Origin of the sequence: Rhodopirellula sp. UBA1907, assembly GCF_002337565.1 — a bacterium.
Taxonomy (GTDB): Bacteria; Planctomycetota; Planctomycetia; order Pirellulales; family Pirellulaceae; genus Rhodopirellula; species Rhodopirellula europaea.
In genome coordinates this window covers 1-13,156 of record NZ_DDGH01000007.1, presented here as the reverse complement: position 1 = coordinate 13,156, position 13,156 = coordinate 1, and the positions used below count along the sequence as shown (strand labels likewise).

At 55.7% G+C, this 13,156-nt stretch carries 10 protein-coding genes; 8 read left to right on the top strand and 2 right to left on the bottom strand.

The features are described from left to right. The first annotated feature begins 2 nt into the window (after positions 1 to 2). From B2R17_RS02580 to B2R17_RS02570, 3 genes are all read left to right on the top strand, one after another. Positions 3 to 557, top strand: a complete 555-nt coding sequence (locus B2R17_RS02580) for a hypothetical protein (protein ID WP_286762723.1) — start codon at positions 3 to 5, stop codon at positions 555 to 557. A 237-nt stretch (positions 558 to 794) separates the two neighbouring features. Further along, positions 795 to 2,990, top strand: coding sequence for a pilus assembly protein PilM (pilM, locus tag B2R17_RS02575; RefSeq protein WP_286762722.1), 2,196 nt, complete (start codon positions 795 to 797; stop codon positions 2,988 to 2,990). 143 nt (positions 2,991 to 3,133) lie between these two features. Then, on the top strand, positions 3,134 to 4,231 hold the full coding sequence (locus B2R17_RS02570; RefSeq protein WP_286762721.1) for a glycoside hydrolase family 43 protein: 1,098 nt from the start codon (positions 3,134 to 3,136) through the stop codon (positions 4,229 to 4,231). An 8-nt stretch (positions 4,232 to 4,239) separates the two neighbouring features. Here the strand turns inward: B2R17_RS02570 and B2R17_RS02565 are convergent, their stop codons facing one another. Both B2R17_RS02565 and B2R17_RS02560 read right to left on the bottom strand, forming a co-directional pair. After that, positions 4,240 to 6,039: a CRTAC1 family protein gene (locus B2R17_RS02565; protein ID WP_286762720.1), complete on the bottom strand. Its 1,800-nt coding sequence runs from the start codon at positions 6,037 to 6,039 to the stop codon at positions 4,240 to 4,242. Beyond that, complete coding sequence (locus B2R17_RS02560; RefSeq protein ID WP_286762719.1) at positions 6,036 to 7,310, bottom strand: tetratricopeptide repeat protein; 1,275 nt, start codon at positions 7,308 to 7,310, stop codon at positions 6,036 to 6,038. Before B2R17_RS02560 ends, B2R17_RS02565 begins: the two co-directional genes overlap by 4 nt. A gap of 220 nt (positions 7,311 to 7,530) precedes the next feature. On the opposite strand from B2R17_RS02560, the gene B2R17_RS02555 reads away from it, so the two are divergent. From B2R17_RS02555 to B2R17_RS02535, 5 genes are all read left to right on the top strand, one after another. Next, entirely contained in the window at positions 7,531 to 7,701 is a 171-nt protein-coding gene (locus B2R17_RS02555; protein ID WP_008667967.1) for a hypothetical protein, read from the top strand. Between the two features lie 114 nt (positions 7,702 to 7,815). After that, positions 7,816 to 8,952 carry a DUF1559 domain-containing protein gene (locus tag B2R17_RS02550; protein ID WP_008667966.1) on the top strand — a complete coding sequence of 379 codons (1,137 nt, stop codon included), beginning with the start codon at positions 7,816 to 7,818 and terminating at the stop codon, positions 8,950 to 8,952. Between the two features lie 167 nt (positions 8,953 to 9,119). Then, positions 9,120 to 9,641 carry a Holliday junction resolvase RuvX gene (ruvX, locus tag B2R17_RS02545; protein WP_008667965.1) on the top strand — a complete coding sequence of 174 codons (522 nt, stop codon included), beginning with the start codon at positions 9,120 to 9,122 and terminating at the stop codon, positions 9,639 to 9,641. A gap of 100 nt (positions 9,642 to 9,741) precedes the next feature. Next, positions 9,742 to 11,379, top strand: a complete 1,638-nt coding sequence (locus tag B2R17_RS02540) for a C25 family cysteine peptidase (protein ID WP_286762718.1) — start codon at positions 9,742 to 9,744, stop codon at positions 11,377 to 11,379. Between the two features lie 8 nt (positions 11,380 to 11,387). Then, positions 11,388 to 12,899 carry a sulfatase family protein gene (locus B2R17_RS02535; RefSeq protein WP_286762717.1) on the top strand — a complete coding sequence of 504 codons (1,512 nt, stop codon included), beginning with the start codon at positions 11,388 to 11,390 and terminating at the stop codon, positions 12,897 to 12,899. The last annotated feature ends 257 nt before the right edge of the window (positions 12,900 to 13,156 follow it).

Sequence of the window (13,156 nt, the reverse complement as noted above, 5' to 3'; positions counted from 1 at the left end):
TATTGTTCGGGCTCGCGGCCCCCTGTTTATCAGCCGAACAGAATCGGGTGACGATTCAGTGGTTTGAACTCGATTCGACACAGGACCCCGAACTGGCGAGCTCAAGTTCGATCAAGAACTCCGACAAAGTTCTCACCGAGCTTGGCGACTGCAAAGCTGCGCGTTTGATGGTGCACCATGAAATAAGTGTCACGCCGGGAAGTCGCGTGCATCAATCGACCACGATGGGCGACACCACGTTCAAACTCAATCTGCTGGTCCGGCCCGGTGACCAGGAAAGCTACACTTTCCAATACGCGTCCTCGCTGGAAACTCTCGCACCGGGGCAGGACATTGCCCGACGAACCGCGGTCAAGAAGATTGCCTCGGAGTTCAAGCTGTCTCCAGGCAAGAGTTTCGTGCTGACAGGCTTGGAGCGAAACAGTCGTGAGAAAGTCATCACACAAGTGCTGGTCGTTCACTTGCGTGGTCCAGCCCACGAACAGTCTGACGAAACAGCTCAAAATGGGTTGGAAGCCTATTCAAGTCCTGAAGCAACACCTTCGAATACAGATTGACACGGTTCATGGGCTCTCTGTTCCCGATGGAAACGCCGTCGTCTCTTGGCGTCACTACTCACCAACTCCAAGACTCATTCGTCGCACGACTGCGGTCGCCCGCCATCCCCAAAGTGAAGAAACGATAAACATTCGGTGTGAGGTTGGTGAACCCTCGTTTCGAAGCCTTCCCGAGTAGCGAGGCATCACTAAGCTCAAGCGATTGGTTTCAATGATGCCTGGCTTGGGTTCAAAACGATGTCCGTTTCTTCTTCCACCTCCGCAACGCTAGCGTGCGGCGCGTGCAAACACTCGAACGCTCCCGAAGCTCAATTCTGTGGCGGGTGCGGGCATTTCCTGCACGAAAAATGCGTTCAGTGTGGCGGCTTGGTAAGCCTGACTCAAAAGTTTTGTGTCGGTTGCGGGCAAGACCTGAACGCGTGGTTGGAGAAACGAATTGAGGAACAAAGGACCAAGCTCTCCGATGCCGTGACCGCTGCGAAAAGCCACAACTACGACCGTGCCTTGGGTTTGCTCAATCTTTTGGCGAAGAGCGATGACTATCGTTTTCAGGGCATTCGAGAACAAGCCGTTGCGGCGAAAGGAAAAGTCGAGAACCTGCAGGAAAAGGTCCACACACAAGCCAGCCAGCGCATCGCCGCGGCAAAAGATGCTCACTCACAAAACGATCTTTCGAACGCGGTCAAACTACTGGCTCAGGTCCCTGAAAACTTGCTTGACGAGGAGTCCCGCTGCATCCTTCAAAGCAGTCAGGTTCACCTCGATCAACTGAAAACACTGCATAGCGAACTGCAACAAGGACTGGCCGAGAAGAGCTACTCGCAAGTCGCTGGACTTCTGCAACAACTGTTGGAACTGCAACCCGACAATCAAAAGTATCAACAGCTTTCTCGACAAGTTGGTGACAAGCTACTGCGTCGTGCTGAGAAACTGTGCGCTCGACAGGAATATCAGATGGCTCGCAACGCCCTGAATTCGCTTCCGACGATATGCCACAACGATCAGTTCGCGGCCCTCTCCCGTCGCAGCGAATTGGCTTGTTGGCTTTCGAAACAATTCGATGTGGAACCTTACGCGACCAACGCCCTCGGCCGACTGGCCATGCGTTATGCGAAGGAGTTCCCTTCCGACGGAAAGGCTGCCGATTGCGTCAAACAACTCGCCAAAGCGGTGAAGTCAAAACGCGCGACCGCGAGAGATGGACTGTCCCCGTGGCGAATCAAGCCAGAAAGCTGGATTGGTGGACGAGTTGGCATTCTCGCCAACCCCCAATCGTTGAACCTCGACGAATTGGCTGAACGCCCGCCATCGTTCGCACCTTTCGCGGAAGCCATCGGATTGGCATTGCACGCACTCGGACTCAGCCGCATCAGTGGCAATCTGCTGCCGAAAAAAGGCGTGATGTCAAAACTCGGACTGGGTAAAAGCAAAGCGGTTTGGGGCATCGACGTTGGTGCATCGGGAATCCATGCGATCAAGATGCGAGTCGAAAAAGGCTCTGACCAGCCGATCGTCGAAGCCGCCCATCGTGTGGAACTGAAGAATCCAACTTGCCGCGGTGGATCAAAATCGGCGACCGAATTAATCCCCGAAGCCATCACGCGACTGATGGAAGAAGTCGACGTCTCCGACTCAAAGGTCTACGCGAATTTGCCCGCATGCGAGGGCATCGCTCGGTTCTGCGAGTTGCCGCCAGTCAAAGACAAAGACGCGGAACGCCTGATTGAAACCGAAGTCAAAACCCGAATTCCGATTTCATCCGAGGATCTGGCTTTGATCACTTGGATTGCGCCTTTGCAAAAAGGCAACACGGTCGGGCGTCCCGTCGTGATGGCCGCTGCAACAAAGCTCACCGTCAGCCGACGTGTCGATCTACTTGGCATCGGTGGATTGAAACTGGATGGCTTGGTTCCGTCTCCCATCGCGCTGGCCAACTTCGCGGCTCACGAGTTCTCCGAGCTACTCGCACCGCCAGCCGACAAATCGGCAAAGAAGAAATCGAAGACCGGCGAGGAAACATCGGACGATTCCAGCGAAGACGAATCATTCAGTGCGACCTCCTCCAGTAAGCAACCGACGCTCGCACTGGTCGACGCGGGTGCATCCAAGACAACGATGCTGTTGATCTCCCCGGTATCGATTTGGTTTTGGTCTCACGAGAGTGGTGGCGAAGACATTACCGCCGTGGTCGCTCGAAGAACCAAAACCACCGCGGAGGATGCTGAGCAATCCAAACGAAACCTGGCATCGATCCAGGAGCCTCACGAGGTCGACGACGACATTCTCGAAAAACAGGAAATCACTCGAGCTCGACTACGAAAACTCTTCGAAGAAGCCGACAAAACGTTCCGTCACTTTGACATCCAAGAAACTTGGTGCCTCGGCTCCGCTCATCAACAGCACGGTTTCCTGCGCCGCGTGTTGATGAAATAGCTGATTCTCGGCCTCCGCGATTCCGCCAAATTTCGCGCTCTGTTGTCTCCGCCCAGCCCACTGGACTAGGATGACAACCAATCTTTGCGTCACACACGCTCTGATTGAGACATTGTCTGGTTCTTGTTCAAGCGGAAATATCGATGAGTGCTGATGGCGGATGGCGTGTGCAACTGGCAGCGACCTTGATTTTGACGTGTATTCTTGGCCTCCTACCCGCGGCGAAAGCCGACGCCCAGGATTCTTCGACTGATGGCGAAAGCCAAATTTTCCACAATCCAATCGCGAAGGGGGCCGACCCTTGGGTCATTCGAGATCCGCACAAACCTCGCTATCTGTGGTGCAAATCGGACAACGATCGCGGCATCCTCATTTTCGAAAGCGATGATCTCACCACACTCGGCAAGCGACACCTCGTTTGGAAAGCCCCTGACGAAGGACCTTATTCAAAAGAAGTCTGGGCACCCGAACTGCATGCGATCGGAGATCGGTACTACGTCTACTTTGCCGCATCGGATGGTGACAACGCGAACCACCTCACGTACGTCTTAGAATCCAAAACGTCCGATCCGCTGGGTGAATACACCTTGCACGGACCGATGGCTACCGGCGATGGCAAAGACGGCCAATCACCCAACGTTTGGGCGATCGACATGACCATCCTCCAACACAACGACAAACTTTTCGGGATCTGGTCAGGCTGGGACAAACCGGGCAGCGACAACCAATTCCTGTACATCGCACCGATGAGTTCACCAACCAAACTTTCGGGACCTCGGGTTCTCATTTGCGACAACGACGACCACCTTTGGGAACGCGTCGAGCCGGAAACATCTCAACGCGGGCTGAATGAAGGCCCCGAGATCTTCCAGGCGAAGGGAAAGACGTCGCTGCTTTATTCCTGCGGCGCTTCGTGGCTACCAACTTACAAACTTGGTCGACTCGAACTCGTCAAGGACGATCCATTGGCCGAAAGCGCGTGGCAAAAGATGCCGGAACCAGCCTTCGAAAGTACCGAAGCGGTCTACGGTGTCGGCCATTCATGCTTTGTCCAATCACTCGACGGCAAACAGTGGTGGCATATCTTTCACGCGAAAGTCGGTCCCGAACCTGGATGGAACCGAGCACTCCACTTGCAACCGATGAAAGTTGCCGATGATGGAACGCCACTCCTTGGATCGCCGCTGGACCGAACAACTCCTATCCAACGCCCGAGCGGTCGCTCCATTGCCGCTGAATGAATCGAGCGTCAAGGACCGTGATATCCGGGCTCGATCAATTGCATCACCTGATTCGTCTGGACGCCGCTAAATCGTTCCACCTGACCGCTCGGCCAGCGGACTTCCAAATGGACCGGAGTGTCGGACTCAAAACCAAAGTGCGTAATCTTCTGATCGGTTGAAAGATAGGTGCCACCGCCAGTGACTTCTCGATATTGGCGATGACCATTCTGCTCCACCAGCACCGTCACGCCTTGCCCGTGACGCGATGATACCGTCCCGATGAAGCCGACCTGCAACCAACGGCCTTGAGCATGGTCAAACTGATTGACCAACAATGCGGTCGGTGAATTTTGATGCACCACAACCAGGTCCAGGTCACCATCGATATCAAAGTCGAGCTTGGCGACACCACGACCAATTTTGGCATCCGAGAAAAACGAACCGAGTAGTGGGCTGACATCCTGAAACTGCTCACCCGAGAGAGCAAACAGTTGCGGCGGCATCTTCTGAAGCTGGTTTCTCGGGTGATTGTCCACGTGACCATTCGTCACAAACAACTCGTCGCGTCCATCGTGATCAAAGTCACAAAACGTTGCTCCGAAACCAAGGACGGAGAACGACGGCAGACTGAGCCCCAACGACGACGTCGCATCTTGAAATCCGGAATTCCCCAGATTTCGATACAGCGTGTTTGATTCGTTGAAGTAGTTCGTACAAAACACATCCAACCAACCATCCCGATCAACATCCGAAACCGCCACTCCCATGCCCGCCTCGAATTCGCCTCGCAAGTTGGTTGCACAACCGCGAATCACTGCTTCCTCTGAGTAGTTGCCACGTCCGTCGCCACGGAAAAGGAAGTTTGCCGTCGTGTCATTGGCGATGTAGATGTCGGGACGATTGTCACGATCAAAATCTGCAATCGCGACACCCAGGCTCTTTCCATTGGGTCCCGATAGTCCGCGAATCTCTGCTTCATCACGGTATGATCCATCGCCTTGGTTGATGAAGGCTTGGTTCTCCCACGAAGCGAATTCTTGAGGGCGGCACAAACGATCCTCCCCATTCGTGTCGCGGCAGATGGGCCCAGCGACCATGTCATACTTCAAGTAATTGCAAACATACAAATCAAGCAAACCGTCTCCATTCAAATCTGCGAACTGAGCCGACGTGCTCCAGCGATCCTCAGCCGAACCGAGCGTTTGTTCGGTCACGTCCACGAACGTGCCATCGCCGCAATTTTGAAACAAGAGATTCGTGCCAGTCGTTGTCAGGTAAACGTCTTCGAAGCCGTCCGAGTTGAAGTCCCCAACCGCGACACCCTGGCCGTAATCCGCTCGTGCATTGCCGAAGGCTTCCGGAGACGCATCAAAGGCTTCCCCACTGCGATTGCGAAACAACGAAAGACAGTCTTGTGAGGCAAGCTCGCCCGGCCGCCGGTTTCCTCCCTGCGAAAAAACCAAATCCGGCAACCCATCCAAGTCATGATCGAGCACACCCACCCCACCACCCATCGATTCCGGCATCCACAGGTCAGCTTGTTGGCCGGTGCGGTACTCGAACGCCAATCCGAGTTCGTCTGCCGCGTCTCGAAACGATAATGATCGCGTCAAATTCTCTGGCACCAAGTCCGGCATCCGGCGATCGCCAATGGTCTCAGTCGATTCGTCACTGATGTCGGATGCGATGTCGGTGAATAGCCGAGCATCTTTCTCAACGGTGACGCTCGATTCGACTGCCGTGCTTTGGTCTTGCGAGGATTTATTGCGAGAACACCCGATCATCACGAGCACAATCGCAATGCAGGTTGTGGCTGCGATTCTCATTCGACACCTCTTTCGATCAGCGTTTTCAAACGATCGGCGATGAGTTTTTGATCCGCCGACTCGGCGTAGCGATGCATTTGATGCAAAAGCGATGGAGTCAATTGATCGATCGATTTCAGATCGGTGATTTCGCGACGAATCTGGTTGCCGAGCGCACCAAGTTCGAGGTATCGCTTGGACGCGTCGACGTCGCCCCGGTGAGCCAACACGGTTCCGAGTTGATGACAACCGATCCAATCGTATGGATCTCGCCGAATCGATTCGCGGAGTGCCGCTTCGGCTTGTTCCCATTCTTGCCTCATCACATGCATCACGCCTTTCCAATGCCAGGGCCTCGGATCGTCGGCACTGGATACCCGTACTTTTGCCAACCAACGTCGCATCCCTTCCGCATCGCCCTCGCTGGATGCTTCTTCAACTTGCTCCAAAATCAGTTCGGTATTCTCTGGGTATCGCTTGGACAGATCATCCAGTCGCTGATGCAAGCGAACTGTTTCCTCGTCAAACTCTTTTCGCGTCGTGTCCAATCCCGTTTCGTTCAATCGTTTTGCCTGTGCCGCATGACGATACGCCATCACCATGTAGGGCTCGGGATCGTCAGCCAGCTCTGCCCATTGGCTCGCGAACGTTTCTCCATCGCTATACGTCACAATCGAACTTGCCAACAAGTAGACGTACATCGCTGGCGTATCCGCTTCGTTCGCAACCGCGTCGTTGACGAGCGGTGCGATCGCTTGCTGTTGAAACGTCAAACCATACTGTCGAAGCAATAGACGACGGTGTTCAGTCAAGCTTGGATTGGACTCAATCGCTTGCTTCAAATACTCGATCGGAACGGTTGGCAGGTGCTCGGCATCTGACGTCATCTTCGCCATCAGAACAGAACGCTCGGCGAACATCGGAAGCTCCGGCTCAATGGGCTCCAACAAGTCTCGAGCGGTCGATTCATCACCGCGCATGTACGCGGCCAATCCAGCAGCGAAACGTGCTTCGGGATCACCAGGTCGGTACTCCATCCACATCTTGGATATCGACGCTAAGTGCCCCCAACGTTGACTCTCCGTCGCAACCTGTGCTGCGTTGCGAAATTCGTTGACGCGTGAACGTTGCCAGAAATGACGTCCGACCAGGACCGCCAAAGCGATGCAGACGATCGCCAATCCATGCTGCCATTTCAGTTGCGCTTGGCGCGAGGGCAGGGCAGGGCGTTCGCTAAACGAATCACCTCGCGTTGTTTTGGCATTCGCCGTTTCCCGTTGAGACGGCCTCACGTGCTTTTTCATTCGTTTCTCGCTTTGCGTATCCGCATTGAAACACATCGTGAATTTGCTTTTTTACATTGAACCGCTTTTCACCGATCGATAAATTAAGATACTTAGTCACTAAATGCCATTAAGGGAAAACGGTTCGCTTTTCGGGCAACCGGATCGAAAGCTTTGGCGTCCCAATCTCCCCCCCAGAGAACCATCCATCTTCACAGGATTCATCGCGATGCACCGCCTCTCTCACTTTCTCGCCACAGCCGCCTTTTTCGCTGTTTTCGCCGGCTGCGGGCCTGATACGTCGATCACGACGACTGATCCGCCACCGCCGATGACGGAAGAAGAAATCAAAGCGCAGGAACAGCACTACCAACAACCGAGCATGGCAGACCGGAAATAAACCAAAAACACCTACGATAATTTACCGCCCAAAACACGGCAATTTGGGCAATGAATCGCTACGACACATTCCCACCCCACTTTTCTCTTCCGTTCTTCTTTTTGAGGGTTCCTAATGAATTCCAAAGTTTCCCGACGCGGGTTCACTCTGGTTGAGTTGCTCGTTGTCATCGCCATCATTGGCGTACTTGTTGGCCTGCTATTGCCAGCCGTTCAGGCCGCCCGAGAAGCTGCACGTCGAATGCAGTGCGGCAATAACATGAAGCAGCTTGGCCTCGCGCTGCACAACTACCATTCCGCTTATAACCGCTTGCCTCAACACGGCGGTGGCACAGCGCACGTGGCTGGTGGCCCCGACAACGTCCTGATGCTTAGCGTTCTCGTTCCGATGACTCCGTTCATTGAACAACAAGCCTTTTGGGAACAAATCAGCAACCCGTTTGTTGCAACCAATGGAAACACCTACCCAGCGATGGGCCCCGCCCCTTGGGACACCGGCTACGATCCATGGCGAACCACTGTCGGAACGTTCCGCTGCCCGAGTGACCCGACCGTCCCAACGGCTGGCCAGTTTGGGATGAACAACTACGCAGCTTGCATCGGCGATGGCATCAACTGGACCGACCGCGGTGGCATCAACGACAACGGGACGCCCGGCAACCCACAAGCAGCTGATCAGTTCCTACGTGGTGTTTTCAAAACCCGACGAGCGACCGCGTTTCGTGACATCCTCGATGGACTGTCCAACACCATCATGATGGGCGAGATCTGCACGGACGCGGGAAACCGTGAAATCATCGGCCAACCAGTCTTCATCGGTGACGGTGCTGTTTTCACCAACCCGACCACCGCGGCTTGCACCACCAACGCGATTGACCCGCAGCGGCCTCAGTTTTATTTGCCGACCGCGGAACTGCAGGACGGCCGAGCCGATCAATGGAACCGAGGGCATCGATGGATGTGTGCTCTGGGGATGTACACGATGATCAACACCATTCGGCCACCGAACAAAGAAAGCTGTCAGTCCCATAACACGGACGGCCGAGAGGGAACCTATACCGCGGCCAGCAGACACCAAGGTGGTTGCCACATTCTGCTAGGAGACGGTGCGGTTCGCTTCATCACCGACTCAATTGAATCGGGCAACCAAGAGGCGTACATCGACCAACCCGGTGTTGAGAGTCCTTACGGAGTGTGGGGCGCACTCGGGACCGCGGCAATGCGTGAGACCCTCGACGCGGAAGCCTTCTGACAAATCGTGACCATCGCCGAAATGGATTTCGCTCGAAGCATCGGACAACTGCTTGGAGTCCTCTGTTTCGAGCGAACACGATAGAATCAACCGAATCACTCGCCGGACGGATCACCGACCGGCGAGTGATTCTTTTTTGATTCGACTCCATTTCGCCCATCATCTGAATGTCCACTCCCACCACCACTGCCGACGACGGATTCCCTGCGACCGGACGATTGGCATCGGTCGACTACGGAACCGTTCGCATCGGCGTCGCGATTTGCGATCCCGACTGGATTCTGGCCAGTCCGCTCGAAATCCATCCAGTCAGCACGCCCGAGAAGGACGCCCAGTATTTCATTGACCTCGCGAAATCGGAACGGATTGCTGCTTGGGTCGTTGGCCTTCCAATTCACTGCGACGGTGGCGAAAGCGACAAAAGCAAAGAAAGCCGAAAATTCGCGGCCTGGTTGAAAGAAAACACCGGACTGCCGACGCGGCTGTTCGATGAGCGTTTCACAACTGTCGCGGCCAATGCCAAAATTCGGCAGGGAAAAACAACACGAAAAAAGACCAAACAACGCGTCGATGCCGTTGCTGCACAAGTCTTGCTGGAATCGTTTCTGGAAGCCTGCCGCTACCGCGGCGAATTGGCGGGCCACCGCCTGGAAGATTCAACTTCCGATGAGTCGCTCGATGATGCATGATGGAGCAGAACGTTCCGTGTTTTGCCCGAGTCGACGCTGTGTTTTGATTGATTCGACGATGTCGCTGGACGCCCCAAACCTTTCGAAGAGATGGATCGCAATGAATCGTCGCCCCCTTTCTTTTGGCTCATGCTTGCTGGCTCTGCTAGCGCTGGTGGCAGTTTGCTTCCCCGCCACTGCGAATTCGGCCGATGACGTGGATGTCATCGTGGTCGCCTCACCGGGACTGGACGCAGCCCTGCAACCCTGGATCGAAATGAGATCCCAGGAAGGACTTCGAATCGCGACCGTTCGACCAGCGAACACGGCGACGCTCACGCACCAAGAAATCTGGAATGCTGGTGGAGCCGCCACCCGTTACATCGTTCTTATTGGTGACACCCCCGATTTCGACACGCGTCGCAATCAATCGCACCAGATTCCCACCTGGATGATTCCTGCTCCGATCACCTCGCGATTCGGATCCACGTCCACGCTGCCCACCGATCTTCCTTATGGTGATCGCGACGGCGACCGGGTCAGCGACGCTGCCATCGGCCGTTTGCCGATTCAGTCTGCCGAGCAATTGGCCAGTGTGGTCCAGCGGATTGAAGCGTACGAAAACTCCGACGACTTTGGACTCTGGCGACGCTCGTTTCAATTGACCGGCGGAGTCGGTGGCTTTGGGGCGATGGTCGACACCGCCATCGAATCCGTCACTCGCGGAGTGATCACGACGGTTCTGCCAGCGGATGCGAAACCACAAATTGCCTATGCCAGTCCCAACCATCCGTTTTGTCCTCCCGGCAAATCGTTCACCGATGCGGTCCTGAATCGCTATCGCACGGGTGCACGCTTTTGGGTGTACGCGGGCCACGGCCAAATCGATCGCCTCGAACTGCTGCAAACAACCGCGGCGGATGGGACGCCGGCAGCCCGCGAACAATGGTCGGTGGAATCCTTGCTCAACAATCAAAACGCAACGCAACTGAAACGTGCTCCCAATGGCGCCACGATCGCCGTCCTGTTGGCTTGCTTCGCCGGTGCCTACGACGCACCGGGAGACTGCTTGGCCGAACGAATGATGCTCGCCGACGGAGGCCCGATCGCGGTGATCGCGTCGTCGCGTTTGTCGATGCCCTATGGAAATGCGTGCATGGGTTTGGGGCTGCTGCAATCGGTGTATTCGGGTGGTCCTCAGAATACGGGTTGCGATCGCATCGGCGATGCGATGTTGCATGCCGCTCGCAGTCTGCAATCCCAGCAACAGGCAAAACAATCCACCATGCGAGTCATGGTCGACACCCTCGCCTCGATGATCTCGCCAGCTGGAACGGATCTCCAGCAGGAAAGACTCGAACATGCGGCGCTCTATCAACTTCTCGGCGACCCCACGTTGCGATTGCATCCACCCCAACCGCTGGATCTGTCCATCGAGCCATCGGAAGAAGACGCCCTGGCCGGCGAGACCGCTCGTTCGCTAAGCATTGCGGTGACCAGCCCCATCGCGGGAACCCTAATCGTCGCGATTGAAAGACCGCTGACCGCGATTACGCAGACTCCCGCTGATTCGCCCAAAGACCACGACGCGCACGGCACCACGATCACGGAACACAAGATCGAAGTTCCAGCCGGCAAACGCATCCTGCAAACGCTGCAGCTTCCGCTCGGAGAATCGGGTCCCTTGATCATTCGAGGTTTCGTTCATGGTAAAACAGGGTGGGCCAGCGCTGCCCAAAGAACCTTCCTCCCTGATTGACCCACCCCATGCGACTCCCCCACCTTCTGGCTTTATGCCTTCCTGCCTTTTTTACCGCACTTCCAGCCTCCGCCACCGCCCCTGAAGATATCGCGGGATCACGACCCAACATTGTCGTGATCTACATGGACGACATGGCTTATGCCGACATTGGCCCTTTTGGTGCCCAAGGCTACTCCACGCCGAACCTGGAACGGATGGCCAGCGAAGGCCGCAAATTCACCGATTTCAGCGTTTCATCCGCTGTCTGTTCTGCCTCGCGTTCGGCTCTTCTCACCGGCTGCTACCACCGCCGCCTCGGACTGTCTGGAGCACTCGGCCCGAAAGCCAAAATTGGTCTCGCGCCCTCCGAAACCACCTTCGCCGAAGTTTGCCGATCCGCGGGCTATCGAACGGCATGCCATGGCAAATGGCACCTGGGACATCACCCCAAATTTTTGCCAACCAACCAAGGATTTGACCAGTTCTACGGCATTCCCTACAGCAACGACATGTGGCCGTTGCACCCCGACACCATCCGTCGTCAACAGAAAGATCCCCACGATCCAGGCAACTGGCCACCGCTGCCAATCATCGAAGCTGTCGCGGGCCAGCCCCCTCGAATTGTCAACGACAACGTCCAACCAGCGGATCAAGAACAGATGACGGTGGAACTCACACGCCGCAGTGTCGAGTTCATCGAAGATCGATCCAGCGACAAGCCGTTCTTGCTGTATCTACCTCATCCGATGGTCCACGTCCCGCTGTATGTCTCCGAGCGTTTTCGTGGCAAGAGCGGGGCAGGGCTGTTCGGCGACGTGATGATGGAAATCGATTGGTCGGTCGGCCAAATTCTTTCCGCGATTGAATCCATCGACCAACAAAAGAACACGCTCGTGATCTTCACCAGCGACAACGGACCGTGGCTTTCTTATGGCAACCACGCCGGCAGTGCCGGTCCCCTTCGCGAAGGCAAAGGCACTCAGTGGGAAGGCGGCGTTCGCGAACCAACTGTGATGTGGTGGCCCGACACCATTCCAGCTGGCACCACCTGCGACACGTTTTGCTCCACCATCGATGTGCTGCCAACGATTGTCGAGTTGACCGGCGGCGAGGCTCCCGAGCAAAAGATCGATGGCCACTCCATCCTGGACTTGATGTTGGATGTTCCGGGCGCGAAATCACCTCACGAATCCTTCGTCGGCTACTACGGCGGCGGGCAACTCCAAACGATTCGCAACGAACGTTTCAAATTGGTTTTCCCGCACGCCTATCGAACGCTTGGCGATCGTAAAGCAGGAAAAGACGGCATGCCCGACGGCTACGCGATGACCAAATCCGGCCTGGAGCTGTACGACTTGGACGCCGATGTTTCGGAAACAACCAACGTGATCGAAGCCCACCCCGAAGTCGTCAAGCAACTGCATGCCGCTGCGGAAGCCTATCGCCGACAACTCGGCGACAAACTTCAAAAGGTCACGGGTTCAGAAATTCGCGGCCCCGGAAAGCTCACGAAAGACGATGCCCAACTGAAGTGGTGATGTCTGCGTTGACGATGATGAGTTTCTCGGTGGGGACCACCGAGCTACAGGTTGATCGCCATCCACGTAGGCCGTGACGTAGCAACGCGCAGACAAGGCTCCCATGCGTGTCACCTCTCCCGACGAAGGAGGTCGTGCAGTTTTGAAGTGCCGTGCTCGCAAGGTTGAAATCACCCTCCTGAACGCAGTTGGGGAGGGTCAGAATGCGAGCGTTCAGCGAGAATTCCGGGGAGGGTAGTGCGCGCCATATCCCATGC